The organism is Mycobacterium cookii, from assembly GCF_010727945.1.
Lineage (GTDB): Bacteria > Actinomycetota > Actinomycetes > Mycobacteriales > Mycobacteriaceae > Mycobacterium > Mycobacterium cookii.
In genome coordinates this window covers 1739936-1765395 of sequence record NZ_AP022569.1, presented here as the reverse complement: position 1 = coordinate 1765395, position 25460 = coordinate 1739936, and the positions used below count along the sequence as shown (strand labels likewise).

Annotated in this window: 27 protein-coding genes; 13 read left to right on the top strand and 14 right to left on the bottom strand. The window is 65.0% G+C overall.

What is annotated here, in order from left to right:
* The first annotated feature begins 26 nt into the window (after positions 1 to 26).
* Positions 27 to 386 (top strand): Rv2640c family ArsR-like transcriptional regulator, encoded by a 360-nt coding sequence (locus G6N27_RS08280; protein WP_163775903.1) that lies wholly within the window; start codon positions 27 to 29, stop codon positions 384 to 386.
* 1 nt (position 387) lies between these two features.
* On the opposite strand, the gene G6N27_RS08275 is transcribed toward G6N27_RS08280, so the two are convergent.
* The 6 genes from G6N27_RS08275 to G6N27_RS08250 all read right to left on the bottom strand — a co-directional run bounded on the left by G6N27_RS08275 (position 388) and on the right by G6N27_RS08250 (position 5918).
* Positions 388 to 786, bottom strand: a complete 399-nt coding sequence (locus tag G6N27_RS08275) for a carboxymuconolactone decarboxylase family protein (RefSeq protein ID WP_163775902.1) — start codon at positions 784 to 786, stop codon at positions 388 to 390.
* 13 nt (positions 787 to 799) lie between these two features.
* Positions 800 to 1939, bottom strand: a complete 1140-nt coding sequence (locus tag G6N27_RS08270; protein ID WP_163775901.1) for a zinc-binding dehydrogenase — start codon at positions 1937 to 1939, stop codon at positions 800 to 802.
* Between the two features lie 73 nt (positions 1940 to 2012).
* Complete coding sequence (locus tag G6N27_RS08265; RefSeq protein ID WP_163775900.1) at positions 2013 to 3662, bottom strand: acyl-CoA synthetase; 1650 nt, start codon at positions 3660 to 3662, stop codon at positions 2013 to 2015.
* 8 nt (positions 3663 to 3670) lie between these two features.
* Positions 3671 to 4300: a PaaI family thioesterase gene (locus tag G6N27_RS08260; RefSeq protein WP_163775899.1), complete on the bottom strand. Its 630-nt coding sequence runs from the start codon at positions 4298 to 4300 to the stop codon at positions 3671 to 3673.
* On the bottom strand, positions 4297 to 4929 hold the full coding sequence (locus G6N27_RS08255; protein ID WP_163775898.1) for a cysteine hydrolase: 633 nt from the start codon (positions 4927 to 4929) through the stop codon (positions 4297 to 4299). The genes G6N27_RS08260 and G6N27_RS08255 overlap by 4 nt, the downstream gene beginning before the upstream one ends.
* Complete coding sequence (locus G6N27_RS08250; protein ID WP_163775897.1) at positions 4926 to 5918, bottom strand: Rieske 2Fe-2S domain-containing protein; 993 nt, start codon at positions 5916 to 5918, stop codon at positions 4926 to 4928. Before G6N27_RS08250 ends, G6N27_RS08255 begins: the two co-directional genes overlap by 4 nt.
* A 77-nt stretch (positions 5919 to 5995) precedes the next feature.
* Here G6N27_RS08250 and G6N27_RS08245 point away from each other — a divergent pair, with 77 nt between their 5' ends.
* Genes G6N27_RS08245 through G6N27_RS08225 form a run of 5 tightly spaced genes read left to right on the top strand, consistent with a single transcriptional unit; the run spans position 5996 to position 10617 of the window.
* A complete protein-coding gene (locus G6N27_RS08245; RefSeq protein ID WP_170308162.1) occupies positions 5996 to 6436 on the top strand; it encodes a nuclear transport factor 2 family protein in 441 nt (146 codons plus the stop codon).
* Positions 6429 to 8051, top strand: a complete 1623-nt coding sequence (locus G6N27_RS08240) for a flavin-containing monooxygenase (protein WP_163775895.1) — start codon at positions 6429 to 6431, stop codon at positions 8049 to 8051. The genes G6N27_RS08245 and G6N27_RS08240 overlap by 8 nt, the downstream gene beginning before the upstream one ends.
* The gene (locus G6N27_RS08235; protein ID WP_163775894.1) at positions 8052 to 9182 is read left to right on the top strand and encodes a PHB depolymerase family esterase; all 1131 of its coding nucleotides are present in this window, start codon (positions 8052 to 8054) and stop codon (positions 9180 to 9182) included. It begins immediately after the preceding gene.
* Positions 9179 to 9577, top strand: coding sequence for a nuclear transport factor 2 family protein (locus G6N27_RS08230; protein ID WP_163775893.1), 399 nt, complete (start codon positions 9179 to 9181; stop codon positions 9575 to 9577). The genes G6N27_RS08235 and G6N27_RS08230 overlap by 4 nt, the downstream gene beginning before the upstream one ends.
* Positions 9574 to 10617, top strand: a complete 1044-nt coding sequence (locus tag G6N27_RS08225) for a TIGR03857 family LLM class F420-dependent oxidoreductase (protein ID WP_163775892.1) — start codon at positions 9574 to 9576, stop codon at positions 10615 to 10617. The genes G6N27_RS08230 and G6N27_RS08225 overlap by 4 nt, the downstream gene beginning before the upstream one ends.
* Before the next feature lie 35 nt (positions 10618 to 10652).
* Here the strand turns inward: G6N27_RS08225 and G6N27_RS08220 are convergent, their stop codons facing one another.
* The gene (locus G6N27_RS08220; protein WP_163775891.1) at positions 10653 to 12149 is read right to left on the bottom strand and encodes an acyl-CoA carboxylase subunit beta; all 1497 of its coding nucleotides are present in this window, start codon (positions 12147 to 12149) and stop codon (positions 10653 to 10655) included.
* Positions 12150 to 12256: 107 nt separating this feature from the next.
* On the opposite strand from G6N27_RS08220, the gene G6N27_RS08215 reads away from it, so the two are divergent.
* The 3 genes from G6N27_RS08215 to G6N27_RS08205 are packed head-to-tail and all read left to right on the top strand — an operon-like array spanning position 12257 to position 15034.
* Entirely contained in the window at positions 12257 to 12715 is a 459-nt protein-coding gene (locus G6N27_RS08215; protein WP_163775890.1) for a pyridoxamine 5'-phosphate oxidase family protein, read from the top strand.
* A gap of 50 nt (positions 12716 to 12765) precedes the next feature.
* Complete coding sequence (locus G6N27_RS08210) at positions 12766 to 13788, top strand: LLM class F420-dependent oxidoreductase (protein ID WP_163775889.1); 1023 nt, start codon at positions 12766 to 12768, stop codon at positions 13786 to 13788.
* A 25-nt stretch (positions 13789 to 13813) separates the two neighbouring features.
* Entirely contained in the window at positions 13814 to 15034 is a 1221-nt protein-coding gene (locus tag G6N27_RS08205) for a cytochrome P450 (protein WP_163781518.1), read from the top strand.
* 141 nt (positions 15035 to 15175) lie between these two features.
* Here the strand turns inward: G6N27_RS08205 and G6N27_RS08200 are convergent, their stop codons facing one another.
* The 5 genes from G6N27_RS08200 to G6N27_RS08180 form a co-directional block, all read right to left on the bottom strand.
* A complete protein-coding gene (locus G6N27_RS08200; protein WP_163775888.1) occupies positions 15176 to 15676 on the bottom strand; it encodes a nitroreductase/quinone reductase family protein in 501 nt (166 codons plus the stop codon).
* Positions 15677 to 15756: 80 nt separating this feature from the next.
* Positions 15757 to 17118 (bottom strand): HNH endonuclease signature motif containing protein, encoded by a 1362-nt coding sequence (locus tag G6N27_RS08195; RefSeq protein ID WP_163775887.1) that lies wholly within the window; start codon positions 17116 to 17118, stop codon positions 15757 to 15759.
* Positions 17119 to 17205: 87 nt separating this feature from the next.
* The gene (locus G6N27_RS08190) at positions 17206 to 17928 is read right to left on the bottom strand and encodes an alpha/beta fold hydrolase (RefSeq protein WP_308207501.1); all 723 of its coding nucleotides are present in this window, start codon (positions 17926 to 17928) and stop codon (positions 17206 to 17208) included.
* A gap of 19 nt (positions 17929 to 17947) precedes the next feature.
* A complete protein-coding gene (locus tag G6N27_RS08185) occupies positions 17948 to 19105 on the bottom strand; it encodes a Zn-dependent alcohol dehydrogenase (protein WP_163775886.1) in 1158 nt (385 codons plus the stop codon).
* Positions 19102 to 20337: a cytochrome P450 gene (locus tag G6N27_RS08180; RefSeq protein ID WP_163775885.1), complete on the bottom strand. Its 1236-nt coding sequence runs from the start codon at positions 20335 to 20337 to the stop codon at positions 19102 to 19104. The genes G6N27_RS08185 and G6N27_RS08180 overlap by 4 nt, the downstream gene beginning before the upstream one ends.
* A 101-nt stretch (positions 20338 to 20438) precedes the next feature.
* Between G6N27_RS08180 and G6N27_RS08175 the strand changes: the two genes are divergently transcribed.
* Genes G6N27_RS08175 through G6N27_RS08160 form a run of 4 tightly spaced genes read left to right on the top strand, consistent with a single transcriptional unit; the run spans position 20439 to position 23995 of the window.
* Complete coding sequence (locus tag G6N27_RS08175; protein ID WP_163775884.1) at positions 20439 to 20798, top strand: Rieske (2Fe-2S) protein; 360 nt, start codon at positions 20439 to 20441, stop codon at positions 20796 to 20798.
* Positions 20795 to 21847: an amidohydrolase family protein gene (locus G6N27_RS08170; RefSeq protein ID WP_163775883.1), complete on the top strand. Its 1053-nt coding sequence runs from the start codon at positions 20795 to 20797 to the stop codon at positions 21845 to 21847. The genes G6N27_RS08175 and G6N27_RS08170 overlap by 4 nt, the downstream gene beginning before the upstream one ends.
* On the top strand, positions 21844 to 22995 hold the full coding sequence (locus G6N27_RS08165; protein ID WP_163775882.1) for an amidohydrolase family protein: 1152 nt from the start codon (positions 21844 to 21846) through the stop codon (positions 22993 to 22995). The genes G6N27_RS08170 and G6N27_RS08165 overlap by 4 nt, the downstream gene beginning before the upstream one ends.
* A 34-nt stretch (positions 22996 to 23029) precedes the next feature.
* Complete coding sequence (locus G6N27_RS08160; RefSeq protein WP_163775881.1) at positions 23030 to 23995, top strand: alpha/beta hydrolase; 966 nt, start codon at positions 23030 to 23032, stop codon at positions 23993 to 23995.
* Here G6N27_RS08160 and G6N27_RS08155 read toward each other — a convergent pair.
* Together G6N27_RS08155 and G6N27_RS08150 are read right to left on the bottom strand one after the other, a co-directional pair.
* Entirely contained in the window at positions 23992 to 24606 is a 615-nt protein-coding gene (locus G6N27_RS08155) for a hypothetical protein (RefSeq protein ID WP_163775880.1), read from the bottom strand. The genes G6N27_RS08160 and G6N27_RS08155 overlap by 4 nt on opposite strands.
* Complete coding sequence (locus G6N27_RS08150; protein ID WP_163775879.1) at positions 24603 to 25424, bottom strand: hypothetical protein; 822 nt, start codon at positions 25422 to 25424, stop codon at positions 24603 to 24605. The genes G6N27_RS08155 and G6N27_RS08150 overlap by 4 nt, the downstream gene beginning before the upstream one ends.
* Positions 25425 to 25460: the final 36 nt, after the last annotated feature.

The following is a 25460-nucleotide window of genomic DNA, read 5'->3' as shown; positions in this document are numbered from 1 at the left end:
GTCAATGTATGTGGCAGAATGGTCGCATGCCCAAGACCCTGCCCGTCGTGGATATGTCCGCGCCGGTGTGCTGCTCGCCGGTTGCCGCCGGGCCTGTCGATGACGCGGCAGCCTTGGAGATTGCGTTGCGGCTCAAGGCGTTGGCAGATCCGGTGCGGGTGAAGCTGGTTTCGTTGCTGTTCAGTTCGGATGCGGGCGAGGTGTGCAGTTGCGATCTCGCGTCGGCGGTCGGGCTCGGCGAGTCGACGGTGAGTCATCACCTGTCGCAGTTGCGACGCGCGGGCTTGGTCGAGTCAGAGCGTCGCGGGATGAACGTGTATCACCGACCGCGCCGCGACGCGTTGGTCGCACTCTGCACGGTGCTCGATCCGAACTGCTGCCGCTAGTTCACCTGTCTGATTTCGCGTCTCGACGCTCTGGGGTGGGCAGGACCTCACGGCCAATGGCGCGCGCGGCGTTGGCGGCGGGGAAGCCGGCATATCCGGTGATGTGGTAGACCACTTCTTCGATCTCTTCGACGGTCAACCCGTTGCGCAGGGCAATAGGCATGTGGATGCGGAGTTCCTCGGTGGCGCGCATCGCGATGAGCGCGCCGAGCGTGACGAGGCTCCGAGATCGGCGATCCAAACCTGGCCTGGTCCACAGCGATCCGAAGACGTGATCGAGGCTCAACTCGCCGAGTTCCTGAGCGAAGCTGCCATCACGGAGGTTCTCGACGTCGTGCGGCATGATTCCGGGCATCAGCTCGTTGAAGACGTTCAGGCCCTCTTCGCGGTTGTCAGTCATCGCTCAACACCTCTCAGCCCTGTGGCGTCACGAGGAACTTCTCTCCGGTCGCCTGCTTGACGTAGGCGCGGAACGCGTCGGGTTGCAGCATGCCCGCCAACGAGACCTCCTGCGTGTACGTGCTCGCGAACGTCGTGGTGAGGTCCGCAGCCACCCGGGCCCGCAGTCGGGAAAGTCCCTCGGCGTCAGTTCTTTGCAGGAATTGCGTCAGTAGCCAACCGCCGACACCCCACGCCATGCCGAAGTTCCGGGTCAGCGTGGTGGGGCTGGTGTCGAGTCCACCGTAGATGTAGACCTGCTTGTGCACCGCCGACCCGTAACGCGAGTACTCCGTTGCGCGCGCACTGGCCGCCTTCTCCATAGCTGTGAGGATCTGACTCGCGAGCGTGCCACCGCCCGTTGCGTCGAAAGCGATGGTTGCCGACGTCGCTGTGAGAGCGTCGACGAGGTCGGTCGAGAACGACGGTGAGGTGGAGTTGTAAACATGTTCGGCACCAAGTGATCTCAACAGCTCTTCTTGCTCGGGCTTACGGACGATGTTCACCAGCGGCACGCCGTCGGCGATGCAGAGTTTGACGAGCATCTGTCCTAGATTCGACGCCGCGGCGGTGTGCACGAGGGCCGAGTGGCCTTCGCGGCGCATGGTTTCCAGCATGCCGAGGGCGGTCAGCGGGTTGACGAAGGACGACGCGCCTTCCTTCGCCGTTGCGCCGTCGGGCAGCACAAGACACGCGGACGCGTCGATCGTCCGGTACTGGGTGTACATGCCACCGCCCGCGATCCCGACTAGCTTGCCGATGAGTGCCTGCGCTGCCGGGGACGACCCCGCGGCTACGACGGTGCCCGCCGCTTCGTTGCCCACCGTGAGCGACGTGTCGAGGCGCGCCGACAGTCCCCGCAGGGCGCCATCGCTCAACGGTGCGGTGACGACGGGGTGCTCCGGTGTACCGGCTACCGATGCGGTCGACATGTCGGCACCTGCAATGAGCAAGCCCAAGTCCGACGGGTTGATCGGCGAGGCTTCGACGCGGACCAGCACTTCGTTGGCGGCCGGGGAGGGAACCGGGACATCGTGGAGCGAGATCTCGAGCGTGCCCCGTGACGTCACCAGCGAGCGAACCTCGAGTGCGTGTTCGGGTAAACCTTCGGTCATCGTGGTGCCTCTTTTCTGGATGTGTCCTCGGGTGTAAGAACGCCGCCCAGTCCCAGATCTTCCCAGAAGCGTCCTATTCGCTGATCGCTTGCTCCCGTGCCCAGCGGTAATCGGCCTTTCCCGACGGGCTGCGTTCGATCGCCGCGCGGAACACGACGGCTTTCGGAAGCTTGTAGCGCGCCAAAGTCTTTGCGGCATGGTCGATTAACTCGGCGGGGTCGGCATGAGCTTGCTCGGCGAGCGCCACGACGGCAACGACTTCCTGGCCCCATCGCTCACTGGGGCGTCCGGTCACGACGACGTCGACCACAGCCGGATGCGAGGCGATCGCGGTCTCGACTTCCTCGACGAAGATCTTTTCGCCGCCGGAGTTGATCGTCACCGAATCGCGGCCCAGCAGCTCGATGCGGCCGTCGGCGTGGTGACGAGCCCGGTCGCCCGGCACCGCGTACCGCACACCGTCGATCACCGGGAAGGTGGCCGCGGTCTTGGCGGCGTCGTCCTTGTAACCGAGCGGGACATAGCCGCGCTGCGCCAGCCAGCCCATGCCGTCGTGGCCCGGCTGAAGGATCGATCCGAGATCTTCGGCGGCGACGACGGTATCGGGCCCGGCATTGAAGAAGCCCGTCGACACGGTTCCGGCCGTCGACATGTGGTGCATCTGGCCACCGGTCTCCGATGAGCCGACGCCGTCGATGACGATGGCGTTGGGCAGCACGTCGATGACGCGCTGTTTGACGTACGGGGTCAGCAGCGCCCCCCCGCTGGCCACCACGGCCAGCGACGACACGTCAGCGATGCCTTTCTCGATCGCGGCGACCAACGGCCGCGCCATCGCGTCGCCGACCACCGTCACGGTCATTACCTTCTCCCGCTCGATCGTGCGGACCACGTCGTCGGCATCGAAATGGTCGACGACGGAGGGGAATACGACGGTCTGGCCGGTGGTGATCGCCGTCATCACGCTCCATTGTGCCGCGCCGTGAATCAGCGGAGGCAGGAGCAACAGCTTGGTTCCGGCGCTGCCGGCCAGCCTCTCCACGATCTCGTCGATCGAGCCGCTGGGCTCTCCGGTCATGATGTTGCGGCCGCCGAACGACGTCATGAAGATGTCGTGCTGCCGCCACAGCACGCCTTTCGGCATCCCGGTGGTACCGCCGGTGTAGAGGACGTACAGATCGTCGGGGGAGTGCTGCAGCGCCGGCTCCGGCGAATCCGAACCGATGATGGTCTCGTAGTCCACAGCGCCGTCGAGCAAAGCATTACCCGAATCGTCGGCGATCTGGATCAGCACCCGCAGCTGTGGCAGATCGGGCAGTACTTCGGCGACCCGCGGCGCGAACGCGGCGTGATAGATCAGCGCCGTGGCGCCCGAGTCGGCCAGCAGATACTGCAATTCGGCCTTGACGTAGCGGAAATTGACGTTGAACGGGGCAACACGCGCGGCGAACGCGCCGAGTAGGCCTTCCACGAATTCGTTGCCGTTGTAGGCGTACAGACCGACGAAATCCTGTCCGGCCTCGTGGCCGGCGAGGTCCGATCGTTCGGTGTGGCAACCCAATCCGCGCGAGTGCAGGTACGCGGCAAGACGGTTGGACCGCGCGATGACCTCGGCGTAGGTGTAGCGCCGGTCGCCCTGAATGACGAGTTCACGATCTGGGATCGCCGCCGCGACAGCAGCGACAACATCAGGAACAGTGAAATGCGTTGCGATGTCGGACATTGCGCCTCTCACGGCTGGTGCGGAAGTAAACGAACCATCAGACCGTTGGCTTCGGTGAGCACGGTACCGTCGGCCGCGGTCATGGTGGCGGTGACGAATGCTTTTCTGCCGTCGAGCTCGGAGACCCGGCCGTGAGCCGTCAACGGCTCGTCGATCGGCGTGATCTTGCGGTAGTCGACGTGCAGGTACGCGGTCCGGGTAGGCCGAATCTCGGCACACGTCACCACCATCCCGCAAAGCCAGTCGTACAACAGCGGGATCATGCCGCCGTGCACGGCCTGGTTGCCGCCGACATGGGATTGGGTGAAGTGCCCGGCCATCGTGACACCGTCGGGTCCGGCGCTCGTGATGGTCCACGGCGGTAACAGCGGATGGCCCAACCCGGGCAGGCTGAGCACCCGGCCGGCCACCGCTTCGACTTCCGAAACCTGGTGGCCGTCGAGCAGTGCGCCGGCGCTTTCCACGTGCTCGGCCGCGGCAGCCCACAGCGCAGGGTCCGGCCGGGTCGAGACGGTCAGATCCTGCAGACGGTGCAGCGCTGCGACAAAGCGGCCCAGTTCGGGCGGGGCGTCCTCGACCGGCCGGACATCGGGGAATCCGCCACGGCTGGCGGACGCGGTCTTCGAGGCTTCGGTCACGAAGTCTTCTTATCAGGCCCGCTCCAAGTGCGGAGCAACTCGTCGGTGGTGGTGATGGTGGCCAGCAGCGACAGCGTGTTGTCGATGATCGCCTCACCGTATTCGGCGGGGATGCCGGCGACGGCATCGCGCGGCAGAACGACGCGGTACGCGGCGTTGACCGCATCCATGACGATGTTGGGGATCGCGATATTCAGCGAGACACCGACCACCACGATGGTTGACACGCCGAGGTTGCGCAGCACCGCGTCGAGGTCGGTGCCGCCCATCGGGCCGACGCCATGCCATCTGCTGAGGACGAGATCTGTTGGTTCTGGCCCTAATTCGGGCAGCACCGCCGCACCGGGCGTGCCTGGAAGGATATTCACCTCGCCGCGTCCGATGGCGAAGATCTTGGCGTTGTGGTTCGAGCCGAGGCCGTCGGGTCGTCGCTGCACCACGCAGTGCACCACCCGCACGCCCGCGGCCCGGGCGACGGGCAGCAGCTTGGTGATGTTGGGCAGTGCGACCCGGCGTGCTTCATCGGCGAGCATCGCGAGCCCGGCATCCGGCCCGATGACCGCGCCCTGACATTCCTGGGTGACGATCGCGGTATGGTGCGGCGCCGCGATCTCCGACAGGGCGGTCATGCCGGCACTTCGTAGAATTGAGTAGCCCACTTACGCAGCGCCATATAACCTTTCGCGTCGGTCTTGGACAGTGCCGGGTTCTCCACGTACTTCTGGTAGCGCCAGATCTGCAGATCGTCGAAGACCGTGGACAGGAAGTGCTTTTCGATGGTGTCGCGCAGTTCGCCGTGCGGTAGGTCGGAGCGGTCGCCGGGGATTCGCGGCCACCAGATCGAATAGAACAGGTCCGAACACTCGTCGTCGACCGGCGTGCAGGTGAAGATCAGCCGGTGATTCTGGGCGCCCTCGAAGACGCTGATCGCGCCGCCGAGTCCGAACAGGTGGCTGTGAAACCGCAACGCGAGATCGTCCGGGTTCTCGCTGCGCGCGTCCGGCCATCCCGCGACGAATTGCCATTCGTGGTCGACGATCTTCCAGTCCAACACTCGGGGCGTGACCGTCGCGTGGTGCACATATTCGAAATGTGCACTGTCGGGCGCATTCTCGGCAACGATCTGCGGATGCACCGGTTCGCGCTCGGCCCGTCGGGAGAACTCCGGGTACGCGCGGTAGTAGGCGGCGGGATCGGTGTCGAATTGCGGGAACTTATCGAAGATGTCCGGCATCTCCCACTGCGGTTCCTTGCCGTCCGGCTGATGCCAGATGAACACGCAGTCGTGTTGCTCGCGGACCGGGAAGACCCGCAGTCGTAGTGCGCGGTTCGGTCGGTCCGGCTGATACGGGATGTATCGATTGGTGCCGTCGGGTCCCCACCGCCATCCGTGGAACGGGCACTGCACGCAGTCGCCGACAACCGTGCCGCCGTGGCCGATGTGGGCGCCGAGGTGTTTGCAATGTCCTTCCAGGACGTGCAGCTCGCCGTCGTCGTCGCGGTAGGCAACCAGGTCTTCACCGAAATAGCGCAACGGCCGGACCTCGCCGATTGGGAATTCCGGGGACCATCCGACCATGAACCAACCGGTGACTTTCCAGGTGAATGGAACTTTCACACCGGCTCCTCAAGCGCTCGTGGCGGGGATACTAAATACGTTACAGTATGCATTCCAGGGCGAGGAGGCGTTGCAGCGTGGCAGACGAACTCGAAGCGATTCGGCAGTTGAAAGCGCGTTATTGCCGCTTCCTCGATGCCAAGGACCCCGACGGGTGGCGCAGCGTATTCAGCGACGACGTGGTGGTCCTGCTGGACACGGCGGTGTCCACCGGCGGAGCGGATCCGAGGACGGCTCCGCCGGTGGAAGGCGCCGACACCTTCGTGTCCATGGTGCTGGCCAGCCTGGAGAACGCCGCCACCATGCACCACTGCCACACCCCGGAGATCACCCTCACGTCACCGGTCACCGCCACCGGCATCTGGGCAATGGAGGACTGGATCATCTTCGGCAACGGCAACGAGTTGCACGGTGCCGGCCACTACCACGAGACCTATGAAAAGCAGGACGGCGCCTGGCGGATCAAGACCCTGCATCTCACCAGGACCATCCAGCAGATCAGCGGTGCCGATGTCTGACGCCGCGCCGGACTTCGACGTGCTGGTCATCGGCGCGGGCTTTTCGGGCCTGTACGCCCTGCATCGGCTGCGGCAGAGCGGGTTTCGGACCCGCGTGTTGGAGAAGGCTGAAAACGTCGGCGGCACGTGGTTCTACAACCGGTATCCCGGTGCACGTTGTGACATCGAGAGCATCGAGTATTCGTACAGCTTCTCCGAAGAGATCCAGCAGGACTGGGTGTGGACGGAGACGATGCCGGCCCAGCCCGAGATCGAGGCCTACCTGAACTTCGTCGCCGACCGACTCGACCTTCGCCGCGACATCCAGTTCAGCACCGAGGTCGTTGGGATGACCTTCGACGAGCAGGCGGCGGCCTGGACGGCCCGGACCGGAGTTGGCGAATCTTTCACCGCCCCCTTTGTCGTGGCCGCCTCCGGGATCTTGTCGGTGCCGCTGGAACCCGACATACCCGGGATGGCGAACTTCGCCGGAACCTCGCTGTTCACCAGCAGATGGCCGAAAGAGGGCGTCGATCTGACCGGGAAGCGGGTCGGCGTCATCGGCACGGGCTCGAGCGGTGTTCAACTCATACCGGTGGTGGCTCGGGACGCGTTGCAGCTCTCAGTATTCCAGCGCTCACCTACATACACGTTGCCGTGGCAGGTGCGCCCCTTCGAGCCCGGCGAACTGGACGAGATGAAGGCCCGTTACGGCGAGATCCGAGCGGCTCAGCGCGAACACCCGATCGGTGCCGCGCGGCTCAGCGCCTTCTCGGTGCTGCTGGACATGCTCGCTAGCCCGCCGCTGAAGGCGGCCCCGCGCGAGGACCAACTACGCGCCATCGATGAGAACGGCATATTGGGTGCGCTGAACTGGAGCGACATCTTCTTCGACATCGATGCCAACCGGATGGCAGCCAAACTGTACGGCGAGGCGGTGGCCCGAATCGTCAAAGACCCCGAGACCGCGGCGTCGTTGGTGCCCGACCATCCATTCGCGTGCAAACGGCCGATCATCGACCAGGGCTATTACCAGACGTTCAACCGGGATAACGTCACCCTGGTCGACCTGCGAAAGTCGCCGATTCGCGAGGTGACGACAACCGGCATCCGCACCGAGAACGAGTCCCACGAACTGGACGTCATCATTTATGCCACCGGATTTGACGCGATGACCGGTGCACTCAGCCGTATCGATGTGCGCGGTCGCGACGGCCGGTCGCTGCGCGAGTTCTGGGCCAGCGAGGGTCCGTTGTCTTACCTGGGCCTGGCGGTTGCCGGTTTCCCGAACCTTTTCACCATCCAGGGCCCGGGCGGTCCGAGCCCCTCCAGCAACTTCGTCGCTGCCTTGGAACAGCACGTCGAGTGGATCAGCGACTGCTTGGAGTATCTGCGTGCCAACGGTATTCGCACTATCGAGGCGTTGGCGACCGCGCAACAGGAGTGGATTGACCACGCCACCTCGCTGGTCGCGGCCACCGTACTGCTCCACCCGTCCTGCAACTCCTGGTACAACGGCGGCAACGTGCCCGGCAAGAAACGGATGTACATGGGCTATACCGGCGGAATCCCCGAATACCGGCGCCGTTGCGACGACATCGCGACGGCCGGATACACCGGCTTCAAGTTGGCTTAGATGAACGGCATATCGCTGGCGACGCGCATCGCACGCGAGTTCGGCATGGTGGTGCCGCGCACCGTGACCGGCCTCAACGAATCGACCGGATGGACACCGATGACGCCGCGCGGCGCACGACAGTTCGGCGAGGCCATGCTGGACGAGCTTGTGCTGTCCGGGTTTTCGCTGCTGGGCGGTGATCCGGCCGAGCTGCGCACACCGGCCGAGTGCAGCGCCGCGGCCGAGGAACTGGCGGCGCTGGGAGTCGACGGCGCCCACGCCGAACCGGAACCACTACAGGTGAAGACGCTGCGGCAGCACAGCATCGGCCGGTTGGCCTACGAGCGGATGAGGTTCGACCATGATCCGGCGCTGCCCGAGACCTTGGCGGCCGAGGGTCTGAGCAGACCAGCCTGCGCAGCGGTACACCTGTGCCGGCACGACGACGGACCGCGGCCGTGGCTGGTGTGGGTGCACGGCGCCGGCCAGGGCGGCACCGAAGACCTGGTGCTGTCTCGTATCGGACACATCCACCACAGGCTGGGCTTCAACGTCGCGATGCCGGTGCAGCCCGGCCACGGCTGCCGGCGCCGCGAGTGGCCGGCGTATCCGGACATGGATCCGCTGGGCAACGTCGCCGGGATGATGCGTGCGGTGTCGGAGGTCCGGGCCGTCGTCAGATGGGTGCAGCCGCAAGCCACCGCCGTTGTGGTGGCCGGGATTTCGATGGGCACTCCGGTGGCCGCGCTGGTGTCGCACTTGGAGCGGCAGATCGACGCTGTGGCTCTGTACACCCCGATTCTGGGGCTGAACGCGATGATCGCACGGCACCTGGGTCGCTGGGGGTCGTCGCGCGACGGATACCGTGACCTGCTGGCCTCCCCGGAAGTCTCGAAGCTCACCTCGGTGATCGACCCGTTGGCCGCCGACCCCGCGCCACCGCCGCACCAGCGGCTCATCGTCGGCGCATGGCATGACCGGATGGCCATGCGAGAACCCGCAATCGCTCTGCACGAACGCTGGAATGGCGAACTGTACTGGTATGACGGCAGCCACGTCGGACATATCTTCTCCAGGCGGGTGCAGCGGGTGACCGAGCGGTTTCTGCTTACTGTTACTGAAGGCGCGGAAAGCCGTACTGCTGAATGAGCGCGAACGAACCGCTGTGCCCGACGCGCACGGCGCGCGAGGTCGTCGAACTCTACAACCTCGTGGTGTGGAATGAGCGCGACTTCGCGCTCGCCGAGGAGTTGATCGGCGACACGGTCATCCGGCACGAGGTGGGTGAGGCGGTAGTGCTCTCGCACCGGGCGGCCGTCGATCGCATCATCGATCACTGGGGCATGTTCAAGGCCATCAGGTTCGACCTGAACCTGGTGGTGGCCGGCGACGATGGCGAACACGTTGCCATCGTCTATCAGTCTCCGATGACGCTCAAGGATGGCACCAATGTTGACGTCGGCAGCATGGAGATCTTCCGTGTCGTGGCCGGCAAAATCATCGAAGTCTGGAATTGTGGCTACAAGCAAGGAGTTTGGCGTTGACCGATCGACCGCTCGACGAATTGGGTTACTACCTGTTGGCGGGAGCCGGCGGCGAAGGCCCGGCCACGTTGATGGACGAGGCGCGACGCGGCGAGGAGTTGGGCTTCGGCACCGCATTCATCTCCGAACGCTGGAACGTCAAAGAGGCGTCGTCTCTGGTCGGTGCCGCATGCGCCGTCACCAGCCGGATGCAGATCGCCACCGCCGCAACCAATCACAACACCCGGCACCCCTTGATCACCGGATCCTGGGCGACGACGATGCACCGGCTGTCCGGTGGTCGCTTCACGCTCGGCGTGGGCCGCGGCATCGCCGCGATCTACGGGGCCTTCGGCATCCCGCCGGTGACGACCGCACAGATGGAGGATTGGGCCCAGGTTATGCGCCGGTTGTGGCACGGCGAGGTGATCTTCAACCATGACGGGCCAATGGGCAAGTACCCCATCCTTTTTCTCGATCCCGACTTCAGGGAGGACATCCGCCTGGCCCTGGTGGCGTTCGGGCCGAACACACTGTCGTTGGGCGGCAGGGTTTTCGATGACGTCATCCTGCACACCTACTTCACACCGGAAACTCTGCAGCGCTGTGTGACGACAGTGAAGTCCGCTGCCGAGAAGGCCGGACGCGACCCGGACAGCGTACGAGTGTGGTCCTGCTTCGCCACGGTTGGCGACCATCTGCCGGAGCAGCTGCGGTTGAAGAAGACCGTCGCGCGACTCGCCACATACCTTCAGGGATACGGCGACCTGTTGGTGCGGACCAATAATTGGGACCCTGCTGTCCTGCAGCGGTTTCGGGCCGACACGGTGGTGACGTCGATCGCCGGCGGAATCGACCACAAAGCCACACCCGAGCAGATCGAGCACATCGCGACGCTGATCCCCGACGAGTGGCTGGAGCCGTCGGCAACCGGGTCGGCCCAGCAATGCGTGGACCGGATCGACAAGGAATTCGGCTACGGGGCCGACGCGCTGATCATGCACGGCGCGACGCCCGATGAACTCGAGCCGATCGTCGCCGCCTACCGAGCCAGCCGCTGACCTGGCCAGCGCTGCAAGCGAACTCGGTCGCTCACCTACGGCATGATGACAGTGCGGCTCACCGGTTCGGCGGCAGCCTGCCGGCTCGACAGTCCTCGGCGCAGGGCAGCCAATAGCGCGTCTCGTGTCTCGCGGGGGTCGATGAGTTCGTCGAAGCCCATGTGCTCGGCCGACCGGTACGACGCCTGCAATTCGGCATCCCGCAGTTGAGCGGTGAGGTCTTCGCCGGCATGCGATGCCTTGCTCAGCGCCGCCGCGCTCATCGCGCCCATCGTCGCACCGGGATAGGCGAAGGTTGCGCCTTGGCCGTCAAAACTCAACAGCGACATGACCATTGAACCGAATCCGTAGGCCTTACGCAGCGTCACGTGTAGCTTGACCGTGCTGGCCGCCGTCTGGGCGGCGAACATCCGCGCGCCCGCGCGCAGCACGCCACTGCGCTCAGAGCGACTTCCGGGCAGCATGCCGGGGTTGTCGGCCAGGAAGAGGATGGGCAGGTGAAACGAGTCGGCCACCATGATGAAATGCGCCGCCTTGTCCGCGGCGTCAGCATCAATGGAACCCGCCAGCACCTTGGGCTGATTGGCCACCACCGCGACCGGATGGCCGCCGAGGTGGGCCAGCGCGCAGATGACCGCCTTGCCGAATCGCGGTTGAACCTCGAACCAGTCGGGGCGGTCGAAAATCACATCGAGCACACCGCGCATGTCGTAGACGCGGCGGTTGTCGCGCGAGACGATGTCGATCAATTCCGGTAGCGACCGTGGCGCGGAGGTCTCGTCATCGGGCAGCGACGCCGGATATGACCAAGCGCTGGAAGGGAAATAGGACAGATAGCGGCGGACGTCGTCGAGCACCGCTTCGTCGTCCTCGGCGACGTTGTGAATCACCCCGCTCGGTAGCGCGACGCCGGGACCGCCGAGGTCCTCTTTCGAGATGTCCTCTCCGGTGGACTCTTTCACCACCGGAGGCCCCGCGGTGAAGATCGCACCCTGCTCACTCATGATGCGAAAATCGCACACCGGTGCCACCAGTGCGCCGTGTCCGGCCGACGGACCCAACACAGCGGCGACGGTCGGCACCCGGCCCGAGCATTGCGCCTGGGCAAGTAGATCGGTGGGGGAACGCCCGTAGTGCCCACCACCCGGGCGAAAGCCCGCGCCCTCGAGCAGCATCACCAACGGAATCTTGTCGCGCAGAGCCAGTTCGGCGATGCGGTAGCGCTTGGAGTTTCCGCCCGGCCCGATGCTGCCCGCCAACGTGGTGAAATCTTCGGCGCCGAGCATCACCGGTGAGCCGTTGATCAAGCCGGACCCGACGATGATGCCGTCCGCGGCGGCCTCGCCGCCGACCAGCGTGCCGAGTTCGCGAAACGTCCCCGCATCCAAAAGGTATTCGATGCGCGCCCGCGCATCGAGTTTGCCCTTGTCGCGGTGTTTGGCCAGTCGCTCCGGACCGCCCATCGCCCAGGTGCGCCGGCGGCGACGGTCGAGATCGTCGAGCGTCTCCTGCCAGTCGGGGGGCTTCGTCATCGGGGCGTCCTCACTGGTCGGCCGGCAGGTACTGAAGTGCTTACTGTAGCGTCTGCGAGAGGCGCGCGGCCAGCGGCCGTCCGATAACGCGGCGAGGGAGCGAGGCGATGGGCATCCGGTTGACCAAGGACGAGGCATGGAAAGCCGTTGAATCGGCGCATACCGGAATTCTGACCACACTTCGCCGCGACGGTATGCCGATTGCGCTTCCGGTGTGGTTCGTTGTCGATGACCATGCGATCGCGCTGATGACCCCGGTCGGCACCAAGAAGATCGCGCGCGTCCAGCACGACCCGCGGGCGTCGTTCCTCGTCGAGTCGGGGGAGCGGTACGTCGATTTGCGCGGCGTCCATTTCACCGGACGAGTCGCGGTCGTGGAGGATTCCGACGCCCGGGGCCGAATCGAGGCCGCCGTCGACGCCAAGTATGCGTCGTTCCGCCCGCCGGCGGGCGCCTTGCCGGCAGCTTCGCAGGCCTACTACGCCGAGCACGTGTTTCTGCGCTTCCTACCCGACGAACGAATCCTGACGTGGGACAACGCCCGGCTCGCGCTTCGAAAGTCGTGATCCGCAGCGAACATTGACCCTACCGAATTGCTTACTGTAACTTCACGAGTATGACGCGCCATCACCTCAAGGTCGACGGTGGCGTCTTTACCGATCTGGCCCGCGTGCCGGAGTTGGCGAAAGAGCTCGAGCGGCAGGGCTACGACGCCTGCTGGACCGGCGAAATCAACCACGATCCTTTCCTGCCTTTGCTGCTGACCGCCGAACACACCTCGCGGCTGGAATTGGGAACCAGTATCGCGGTGGCGTTCGCTCGCAGTCCGATGACGGTGGCCAACCTCGCGTGGGATCTGCAGACCTACTCACAGGGCCGCTTCATTCTGGGCCTGGGCACTCAGATCAAGCCGCATATCGAGAAGCGGTTCAGCATGCCGTGGAGCTATCCGGTGGCCAGGATGCGTGAGTTCGTTCTTGCGCTGCAGGCGATCTGGTCAGCATGGAAAGACGGCGGCCGACTTCGGTTCGAGGGCGAGTTCTACACCCATACGTTGATGACACCGATGTTTACCCCTGAGCCCCAACCGTTTCCGGCACCGAGGATATTCATCGCCGCGGTCGGTGAAGCGATGACCGAAATGTGCGGTGAGGTCGCCGACGGTCTACTGGCGCACGCTTTCACGACGCGGCGGTACCTGCACGAGGTCACCGTCCCGTCGCTCGAGCGCGGCCTGCAGCGATCGGGCCGCGATCGGTCCGCGTTCCAGGTGGCATGCCCGGTGTTCGTCGTGACCGGTGCCGACGAGGACGAGATACGGCTCGGCGCAGCAGGAGTCCGCAAGCAGATCGCGTTCTACGGTTCGACGCCGGCCTACCGCAAAGTGCTCGAATTGCACGGCTGGGGCAACGTCGCCGACGAGTTGCACCGGCTGTCGCGGCAAGGTGAGTGGGACGCCATGGCGACGCTGGTCGACGACGACATCTTGCACGCGTTCGCCGCGGTCGCAACGACCGATAAGCTCGCGGCCGCGATCGCCGACCGCTGCGACGGCGTGATCGATCGGGTGATGCCGACATTTCCGCGAACCATGCCCGCGGCCACCGTCGCCGCGGTGCTACAGGAGCTACGTCGATGAGGAGCTGCCGATGAGCACGCCGACGATGGATGACGCCGCCAAGGTTCTGGCCGATCCGCAAGCGTACGCCGACGAACCGAAACTGCATGCGGCACTGACTCATTTGCGCGCCAACGCTCCGGTGTCGCGGGTCGAGGTGCCGAACTACCGGCCGTTCTGGGCGATCACCAAGCATGCGGATGTGATGGACATCGAACGCAACAACGCGCTGTTCACCAACTGGCCGCGCCCGGTGCTGACCACGACGGAGGGTGACGAGATGTCAGCCGCTGCGGGGGTGCGCACGTTGATCCACCTGGACGATCCGCAGCACCGTGCGATGCGGGCGATCGGCGCGGATTGGTTCCGGCCCAAGGCGATGCGGGCGCTGAAGGTCCGTGTCGACGAGCTCGCCACGACCTACGTCGACAAGATGCTGGCGGATGGCCCGGAATGCGATTTCGTCCAGGAGATCGCCGTCAACTACCCGCTGTTCGTGATCATGTCGCTGCTGGGAATTCCCGAATCGGACTTCTCGCGGATGCTCAAGCTGACCCAGGAGTTGTTCGGGAGCGATGACAGCGAATTCAAACTTGGAAGCTCCAACGAGGACCAGTTGCCGGCGCTGCTCGACATGTTCGGCTACTTCAACGGTGTCACCGCGGCGCGCCGCGAGCACCCAACCGAGGATCTGGCATCCGCAATCGCCAACGCGCGCATCGACGGCGAGCCGCTGTCCGATATCGAGACGGTGTCCTACTACCTGATCGTGGCCACCGCCGGCCACGACACCACCAGCGCGACGATCTCCGGTGGCTTGCACGGGTTGATCGACAACCCCGACCAACTCGACCGATTGCGCGGCAACCTCGATCTGATGCCGCTGGCAACCGAGGAGATGATCCGCTGGGCCACACCGGTCAAGGAATTCATGCGCACCGCCGCCGAGGACACCGAGGTGCGCGGGGTGCCGATCGAGGCGGGGGAGTCGGTGCTGTTGTCGTATGTGTCAGCCAACCGGGACGAGGACGCATTCACCGACCCGTTCCACTTCGACGTCGGCCGCGAACCCAACAAGCATGTGGCTTTCGGTTACGGCGTGCACTTCTGCCTGGGGGCCGCACTGGCCCGCATGGAGGTCAACAGCTTCTTCACCGAGCTGGTGCCCAGGTTGAAATCCATTGAATTGAACGGTGACCCAGAACATGTCGCCACTACATTCGTCGGCGGGCTCAAGCATCTACCGGTGCGCTACTCGCTGCGCTGAGCAACCTCGGTTACGGGCCTGCCCGTAATCCACAGTGCGGAGGCGGGATCCACTCCGTATCGCCATGCCGGTTTTTGGTCGCTGGTCCATCTATCCGGCGTCCGAATCCCGTTGTTGACCAGTCAATTTGACTGCGTCTCGCTAGATTGGCTTGAGCCGGAAGACCGGGATACGGCGGCCAATGGGATCTGTCTTAAGGCGGTAGTCGCCCCAACCGGCGTAGACCTGCTCCGCCAGTCCGTAAAGGCGCGCGTAGTCGTCCGGGTCGGTCACCTCAGTCGCGAAGAACTTCTCACCGCCCAGTTCGCATTCAGCGTGGGCCTTCAAGTTGAAGTACCACCCAGGGTGCTTCGGCCCGCCGTAATTGGATGCGATGACGATGGCGTCGGTCCCGTCGTGGAAGTAGTTGACCTGATGCTCTCGCGGCTGACCCGACTTAGCGCCGGTCGTCATCAGCGGCGCGGTCGACAGTGCGCCCAGGAACGCTGGATAGCGGCCGCCGGTTGCGCGATACAACCAAGGGTCGATGTGAGAAAAGATGTGACGCACCGACAACTCTCCCGACCGCGAACGGATGAAGCTTTCGAAGGCCCTATACCAGCGGCCGTGCTTCGTATGCGGATCCACGTAACGCAGCGGCATGCAGCAAACCATACGCTCGGGGCAAACGACCAGTGCGATTGTTTTCAAGGTCACACGGCTGTTAGCTCGACAAGAGTCGACTACGGTCCATCCTCTTCGTCGTCCCGTAGCAGCTTCTCGGGGTGATGAAAGGTGTTAATCCGCGGCTGACCCCGGTCGAGATGCGGCGGCGGGATCCACTCGGTATCGCCATGCCGGTTCTTCCGTGTCGTCCAGCCTTGTTCGGCGAGTTTGTGGTTGGGGCCGCAGGCCAGGGCGAGGGTGTTGATGTCGGTGACGGGGTTGGTGGCGTAGGGGTCGCAGTGGTGGACTTCGCAGAAGTAGCCAGCTACTTCGCAGTTGGGAAAGGTGCACCCGCGGTCCTTGGCGTACAACACAATTCGCTGCGCAGGCGAGGCCAGGCGTTTGGTGTGATAGAGCGCCAGGGCCTTGCCCTTGTCGAAGATGGCCAGATAGTGGTGGGCGTGCCTGGCGAGCCGGATCACGTCGCTCATCGGCAGCAGTGTGCCGCCGCCAGTCAGGGCTTTCCCGGCGCCGGCCTCCAGCTCCTTCAGGGTCGTGGTGACCACGATGCTGGTGGGCAAGCCGTTGTGCTGACCGAGCTCCCCGGAGGCTAAGGAGCTGCGTGCCAACGCAAGAAGCGCATCGTGGTTGCGTTGCCCAGAGGTGCGGGCGTCGTCGTCGATGGCGGCCTGCGACGGAGTGCCGCTGACACACGGCTCGTCGTCGGCGGAGTTGCACATCCCCGGTGCTGCGAGTTTGGCGAACACGGCATCGATCGTTGCGCGGGCTTCCGGCGTCAGCCATCCGGTGATGGGGCTCATGCCGTCGAGATCCTGTTTACCGATGGCGATGCCGCGCCGTTTGGCGCGGTCGACGTCGGTGAAGTCGCCGTCGGGGTTGAGGCAGTCGGCGAGCTTGTCGGCCAACTTGGCCAACTCATCGGGGCGGTGCTCTACGGCCAAGCGGGTCAATTGCGCCTCGGCCTTGGTGCGGGTCTCGATGTCGACGAAGTCGGGCAGCCGATGCCAGAAGCTCCGGATCACAGCGACGTGACCGGCGCCCAGGTCGCCGTTGCGCTGCGCGGCAGCGGTGGCGTCGAGCACCGGCGGCAGAGCCTCGCCGTTTAATGCGCGACGATCACCCAAGTCGGCAGCCTCGTGGATACGTCGCGACGCTTCGGCGCGGCTGATCCGCAACCGGTCGGCCAATGCTCCGGCTAATTTGCCGCCCAATTCGGTCGGGTCAGCCTGTGCGGCAAGCTGATTGATCAACGGGTGTTCGACGGCCGGTTGGCAACGGCGCATCTGCTCCCACCGCTCCAGAACCCTGAGCCGTTCGGGGGTGGTCAGCACGTCAAACGTCAGATCCAAGGCGCTCTTGTAGTTCGCTTCGAGCGCGTTGAGAACCTCGACGATCTCCTCACGGCTCCTAGAACGCATGTTCGAATAATAACGGACAATACCGACAACCGCAGAAAGTTATCCACAGGCGAAACCAAAGTGACACAAGTGATTTCGTGCCGCAGGTTACGCGCGGGACCGCAGTCGGCAGCGCTCGATCAGAATCTCGGCCAGCAGCCGTGGTTCGCTGATCATCAGGTCGTGGCAGGTGTCGACCGGAATCAGCGTGTGGACGCCGCCGAGCGCGGCGATGCTGCGCAACTGGGTGCGCCGAAATAGCGCGTGATCACGCAGGGTCAGGATCCACGTCCGCGGAACATCGTCGGACAGATCACGGCGATCGACCGGCTCGGCGATGAGCGTCGTTGCCTCGGCGTGTATCCGCGACAGCGTGAAGCGACGCTGCTCCCGCGTCATGCCATTGCAGAAAATCAAGGTGCTCAACAGATCCGGCGTTGTCACGGGCAGCTTCTTGCGCCGCACGGTCCGGCGTACGTACCAGGCAAGCGGGCCGACGAGCGTGTCGACGATCGCCTCGCCCTGCACCGGCAGGCACGACGCCGCCAAAATCATCTCGCGCACCCGCGATCGCCCCAACGCAGCCACGATTCCGGGCACCGTCAGCCCCGCGAGCGAATGGCCGACCACGATCACCTCGCGCAGCCCGGCGTTCTCGATCTGCTGGACCGCCGACCGCACACAATCCGCGATGCTGACCGAGGTCAGATCTCCCGGCGTCGCGCCGTGGCCGGGTAGGTCGACGGCCAGCACCGGTAAGTTCGGCTCGAGGCGACGGAGCTCGTCGACGGTGAGATCCCAGCAATCGGCTGAATGCTCACCGCCGTGCACCAGAACCAACGCCGGCAGGTCAGGCCACCCCGTAATCGATGACGCCGCGCACGATTTCGCCGTTTAGCAGGTCGGCATAGGCGTCGTTGATCTCGTCGAGGCGGTATCGCCTGGTGATCATCTCGTCGAGCTGCAATTGGCCGCTCTGATACAGCTTGGCCAACCGGTCGATGTCGGCCTTCGGGTTACACGAGCCAAAGATGGTGCCCGCCAACGTCTTGTTCATCAGGATGAATTCCTGCAAGTTGATCTTGACCGAGTGGGTCAGCTGCGAGGTCATCCCGGTCAGCACGCAGGTGCCGCCCTTGCGGGTCAGGGCCACCCCGTCGCGAACGTCTTCGCGGCTCATCAGCGACGGTGAGACCACAACCGCATCGGCCATCACGCCGTAGGTCAGTCCCCGTACCAAGTCCATCGCCTCTTCGGCCGACCCGACGCTGTGGGTCGCGCCGAATTGCAGTGCCGATTTCTGTTTGAATTCAACGGGATCGACGGCGACGATCTGCGCCGCGCCGTTGATCCGGGCGCCTTGGATGGCCGCGGTGCCGATGCCGCCGACGCCGATCACCACGACGGTGTCGCCGGCGCGCATGTTGGACCGGTTGGCGACCGATCCGTAGCCGGTCGGAATCGCGCACGACAGCAGCGCGCTGGGCAGCAGCGGCAGCTGCTTGTCGATCTTCACGAGTGAATTCGTCGACACCACAGTGTGTTGGGCGAAGGTCCCGACCTTGGCGATGTGACCGAGATTGCGCCCGTCGGTGGTGTGGTGGCGGAATGTCCCGTCGGTCGGCATGCCCGGGATCATGGTGCCGATTCCGACATCGCAGATGTACTCGGCTCCGGTTGCACACCAACGGCATTGGCCGCACACCGCGACGAAGGACATGACCACGTGGTCGCCGGGGGCGAAGTCGGTGACGCCTTGCCCGACTTCGCGCACGATGCCCGAACCCTCGTGCCCGCCGATCATGGGGAACATGGTCGGCAGGCCCATGGATCGCATGACCTCGTTGGGCGCCGACATGTCGCCCTTGAGGATGTGGTCGTCGGAGTGACACAGGCCGGCGGCGGCCATCTCGACGAGCACTTCGCCGGCCTTCGGGGGGTCCAACTCGAATTCTTCGACAGACCACGGGCCGCCGACGTCGTGCAGGATCGCGGCGTGGCTTTTCACGACGCGATGCCGAAGGTCACGGGAAGCTTGTTGGGAGAGCGGAAGATCGGGCCCACGATCTTGGTCTCTTCGCCGGTCCCGTCGTCGGCGATCAGCGCCAAGTCCGTGGTCCGGTCCAGCAAGCTGTTCAGCATCACCCGGGTTTCCATCCGGGCCAGGTGCATTCCGAGACACATGTGGATCCCACCGGCGAACGAGATGTGCGCTTGGCGAGGCCGATGGATGTCGAAGGTGTTGGCGTCGTCCCAGCGGCTCTCGTCGCGGTTGGCCGACCCCATGCACAGATCGACCTGCGCGTTCGCCGGAATGGTGTGGCCGCCCACCTCGACGTCCTCGGTGGTGGTGCGCATGACCATGACGAGCGGTGTCTCGTAGCGCAGCCCTTCTTCGATCGCCGCCGGTATCAACGACCGGTCCTGCCGAACCATCGCCAACTGCTCGGGGTGGTTGAGCAACAGGTAGAGCAGGTTGCCCGACGAGCGATAGGTGGTCTCCAGACCGGCGGGCAGCAGCAGGCGCAGGAACGCGATGATGGCTTCGTCGGTGAGCTTCTCGCCGTCGATCTCCGCGGCGACGAGATCACCGATGATGTCGTTGGTCAGCTTGCGACGGCGCTGCTCGACCTGGTCGAGGAAGTAGTCGTGCAGCTCGTTGGCCGCGGTGAGCCCCGCCATGATGTCGGTCGGGATCGAGATGATGTCCAGCGACAACCGCCGGAACAGGTCGAGGTCCTCGCGGGGCAGCCCGAGCAGTTCGGAGATGATCCGGGTGGGGAACTCGAACGTCAGCGCCTTCACCAGGTCGGCGTGACCGTCGTTCTTGATCTCATCGATCAGCTGATCGCAGACCGGGCCGATGACCGACGGCTCCCAGCGTTCGAGTGCGGTGGCGCGAAATGCCCTTGCCACCAGGCTTCTATGGTCGTGATGCTCTTTGCCGCCCATGGCCAGGATCATGTGGCCCATCACCAGCCCGATGGTCTTGTCGTAGGCGGCGGAGGTGAAGATCTTGTCGTCGCGGAACGCCTGGAAGACGCCGTCGTAGCCGAACAGCACCCACTCGTCTTCCGGTTTCAACTCCGGCGGCATGAGTTCGTGGTCCATCAGCGACCCGTGGAACACCGGATCGGTGCGCCGCATGTATTCGAAGAACGGATAGGGGCTGGTCTCACCGGTGGTGTCCAAGACGACGGGCTCATCCCCAACGTCTTCGCGTTCAGTGCGCAGCGTCATTGCCGCTCCTTAAGGGCGCTCGGAATTTCGCTATCATAGTATAAATAGCAACCAAGCCCAATGGCTTGTGGCGGTCACCGTAACGAGGACAGTATTGATCCGTGCTTGAACGTCGATTCGTGTGCTCCCTCGACGAGCTACCACCGGGCGCGATGAAGTTGGTCGACGTCGGGAAGTTCGGCGTCGGGGTGTACAACGTCGCCGGTTCCCTGCACGCCATCGTCAACTACTGCTCCCACGAGGGTGCGCCGTTGTGTGAGGGCCTGATTGGCGGCACCAACGAATCCGCACCCGACGAGCCCGGCGGTCTACGGCGGATAAAAGACGGCCAGATCGTTCGGTGCCCTTGGCACAATTGGGAATTCGATGTGACCACGGGCCAGAACCTGGCCGATCCGAAACGGCGGGTGCGCACCTACCGCGTCGATGTCGCCGATGGGCAGGTGTACCTGAACGCATGATCATCGACGCGAATGTCCAACCGCATTTCCGCTACAACGCCGAAATCCGCAAGTACCTACCCGCCGCTCATCGACTCCGGTCGATCCCCGACGTCGAACAGCAGTGGTATCAGGCGCCCGGCGGCAACTATCGCGAAGACCTCTACGGCGAGAAGTACCCGGGCTCCGATCCTGAGACCGTGAGCCGGCATCTGTTTGACGACGCCGGCGTCGATTACGCCGTGCTGAACCCGTTGACCCGCGGCAACATCGCCGACTATCTACTCAACAGCCGGATCTGCGCCGCGGTGAACGACTGGCTACTGGACCGGTGGCTGGAATCGGACACCACGAACCGGTTCCGCGGCACCATCCGGGTCAACCCGGAAGACCCCAAGGGTGCGGTGGCCGAGATCGAGCGGCTGGCGACGCATCCGAAGCTGGTGCAGGTCGGTATTCCGCTGCAGTCCCGAGAGCCCTACGGCAAGCCAATGTTCGAGCCGATCTGGGAAGCCGCAGCCGCGCACGGGCTTCCGGTGGCGGTGCATATCAACGGCGGCAACGGCGTCGATTACGCGCCGACGTTCGCCGGTCATGCGCACACCTATCCCGGCTACGCGTCGTTCATGCCGCTGAACTACTTCGTGCATCTCGCGACGCTCATCGTCGAGGGCGTGTTCGGCCGGCATCCCGATCTCACATTCGTCTTCGCCGACGGCGGCTACGACATCCTCACCCCGCTGATGTGGCGACTGGACACGTTCTGGTTGTCGATGCGCGATCAGACGCCGTGGGTCGACCGCTATCCCAGCGACTACCTGCCCGGCCATGTCAGATTCTGTTCGTCGGCATTCGACGGGCCAACCGATCCCGGTCAGATGCAGCGGTGGATGGACTTCTCCGGCAAGGCCGACCTGCTGATGTACGGATCGGGCTACCCGCACTGGTCCACCACCGCGCCGGCAGACGCGGCGGCCGGAATGGACGATTCCCAACGCGATAATGTGTTGTGGCGCAACGCTAGTGAGCTGTACGGACTGACAGCACCGGTCGAAGGAACGGCATTATGACGACGATCGAACGAGTCGAGACGCAAACCGAGATCGCGGTGGCGATCGTCGACACCGATGTGCACCCGATGCCGGTGTCGACCGACGTGCTGAAGTCGTATGCGCCGGCCGACTGGGTCGACAAGATCTGGCCGACCGGCAACGCGGTCACCCCGTTGCCGCACTTCTACGACACGCCCGACTCGTTCAAGACCTTCTCCATGCGCGTCGACGCCGCCCCGCCCGGCGGTGGCTTCGCCGGTACCGACCCCGACTACGCGGCCAAGCAACTGCTCGTCGACGCCGGGGTCGGCATCGCCACCCTGGAACCGATGTGCGACGCGCAGCTGCCGCAAGCCGAGCACGTGCTGAAGTCCACCTACAACGACTGGCTCGCCGACGTCTGGTTGGACCGCAACAACGCGCACGGTCGCTGGCGGGGATCGATCAGCGTCAGCGCTCAGGTGCCCGAGCAGGCGGCCCGGGAGATCCATCGCTGGGCCGGCCATCCGTACATGGCGCAGGTGCTGATGACCCCGCAGACGCGTGGAATACCGTTCGGCAACCCGCATTTCGACCCGCTGTACGCAGCAGCTGCGGCCAACGGCTTGCCGGTCGCCACCCATTTGATGGGTCAGACGCCGTTCGAGCTGATTCCGATCTACCCGGTCGGCAATCCGGCGCACTGGCATGACTTCTTCGCCTCCTGGCCGTTGCTGTATGTGTCGCATTTGATGAGCCTGGTGTTCGACGGCGCTTTCGATCGGCACCCCGACCTGCGGGTGGTGTTCGTCGAGGGCGGCTTCACCTGGGCGATGCCGGTGATGTGGCGGATGGACCGGATCTGGGAAGCCCGCCGCGCCGACCTGCCGCACGTCCGCCGCCGGCCATCGGACTATGTGCGCGAACACGTCCGCTTCACCACCCAGCCGCTGGAGGACACCGACGTCACCCAGTTCCGTGAATACATGGAGATGATGGACCTCGGCGACAACCTGATGTTCTCGACGGACTATCCGCACTGGAGCTACGACGCCCCGACCTATGCGGTCAATCGCTTCCCGGCGGCGCAACGGGAGCGGATCATGCGCGGCAACGCGACCGCGCTGTACGGGTTGCCGTCGACGGTCACCGCCCTCCCCGGAGAACGGCCCGCGTCAACGGCTTAAATAGGGTGACCTAACACCGTTGAAGGACGAGGGCATGACGACTGAGACCGACCACGCACGCCCCCGGGGTTTGAGCCGCATCGACCCGGCGCTACGCGACGCTGCGGCCGGGTTGGACATCGCCGAGTTCCACGCCGAGTCGCTGCCCGCCGAGCGGCGACGCGCCGACCAGCTGGCGGCCGAGCGCGCCGCGGCCGTCGACGTCGGCACCGTCGAGATCGACGACGTGACCATCGCCGGCCCGGGCGGCCACCCGCTCGGCCTGCGGCTTTACCGGGGTCCGGGCCCGTCGGCGGCGCCGCTGGCGATCTACGCCCACGGTGGTGCCTTCGTGACCGGAAATCTCGACACCGACCATCCGGAGTGCGTGGAGCTGGCTCGCGAGGCCCAGTGCCTGGTCGTGTCGGTCGACTACCGACTGGCTCCCGAGCACCCGTGCCCCGCGGCGCTCGAGGACATGGAGGCCGCACTGCGCTACGCCGTCGAGAACAGCGCGAGCCTGTACGCGGACAGCAGCCGCGTCGTGGTGATCGGCCGCGATGCGGGCGCGGCACTGGTCGCCGCGCTGGCTCAGCGCATGTTCGACCACGAAGGTCCGACGATCCTGGCTCAGGTGCTGCACCAGCCGATGCTCGATTCCGACGCGACGCCGTCGCGACGGGAATTCCAGCGCACGCCGGGACTCAACGGTCCTGCGGTCAGCCGGGCGTGGGCGCACTACCTGGGTCACAGCACCGCGACGGCCGAGTACGTCCCCGCGCACCGGGCGAACCTGGAGGGGCTACCGCCGGCGTTCATCAGCTGCGCCGAAATCGACCCGTGCCGCGACGAAGCGATCGCCTACGCGAATCGACTGCTGCACGCCTACGTCCACACGGAGTTGCACGTCGTCGCAGCCACCTTTCACGGCTTCGACGCCGTGGTGCCGGACTGGGTGGTCTCCCGCGAAAGCGTTGCGCTGCATGCGCAGACGCTGCGCCGTTCGTTCGCTACCGGTTAGATAGGGTCGAATTTGTTGATCAGCCAGGTGCCGTGCACCTTGGTCAGCGACACCAGCACACTGCTCGCCGCCGCAGAGGGATCCGGCCGTTCTTTGCTCGTGGTCACCTGGTTGACGAACACAAGCACGACCGCGGACTCGGGGTGCATCTCGGTGGTGGCCGCGCCCACCACCTGAGCGATGGTCGTCACGCCTTTGCCCTTGGCCGCCGGGCTCACGACCTGCTTGGTGAACGTGTCGTAGTAGTTCAGGAAATCGCCAGTGAGATGGGATTTCGCCGCAGCGAAATCCTGGTCCAGGGTCTCCGGTTTGTAGGAGAGCATGGCCACCGTGCCGTCTCGGGCCGCGCCGATCGCTGACTGAGCGGCCGCGGCGTCGGTCGCCTTATCGGGCCGGTACTGGGAGATGTACACCCACGCGGCCAGCCCGCCGGCGGCCAGCAGCGCCACCACCAGAACCACAGGGATGACCGGGATGGCACGCAGCCGCCTTGCGGGCGCGGTCTCGGCCGCGGGTGCGTCGGCGCTCTTGTCGATCTCTACTCCGGTGGTGGGCTCGACGTCGGGCGCCTCGGCGTCGTTGTGCTGCTCGGTTGTGTCGTCGTCGCTCACAGGACGAACTCCACTTTCGACAACTTCAGCTGATCGCCGTCGCGGACCACCGAGACCCGGAACCGGAACGTCCGCGGTTGGTCTTTGGCGCCGGCCGCATTGGTGACACGCTCGTTGGCCAGGACCAGAACAACGGCCGAATCCTGACTCGTCGACTCGACCGCCGAGGCCGCGACCGTTCCTTCTGCTACCGCCTTGGTGTCTTTGACCACCGACGCGAAATCGTCCGCCGTCTTCTGAAATTGGTCCTTGAACTCGCCAGTGGCACTGTCAACGATCCGCTGAACGTCTTCCTTGGATTTCTTGAAGTCCAAGGACGTCAGGTTCACGATGCCCTGCCGGGCGGCGGCGGCAAAGGCCGCGGACTGCTGCCGCTGCCTCACGACGTTGTGGTGATGCCAGGCCATCCATCCACTGGCCCCTAGCAGTGCACAGATGGCGACGATCGTGGTGGCGGCGGCCAGCACGGCCAACGACACGCGCCACCGGCGCACGGTCGCGGCTTCCGTCGCCGTGGGTTCCTCGGCGTCGGGCGGCTCAGCGGTCTCCGGTGGCTCGGCGGCCTCGGCCGAATCGGTTGGCTCGGTGGCGTCGGCCGCTTCGGCGACCGCGGGGGTCCCGGCGGCCTCACCGGGTTCGTCGGCCTCGCCGGCTGCCAGCGATTCCGCTTCGCGGCGCAACTGGATCGCCCGGGCTCGTGCGCGTGCGGCCGCAGCGAGCGCCTCGGCCTCGGCGGCCTCGGCCTCGGCTTGCTCGGCGAGCGCGATCGCGTCCAACTTGGCCTTGGCGGAATCCTGCGGTTTACCGGCCTCAACCATGCCGACCGCGGCTTCTCAACGTCATTATCGACTGCA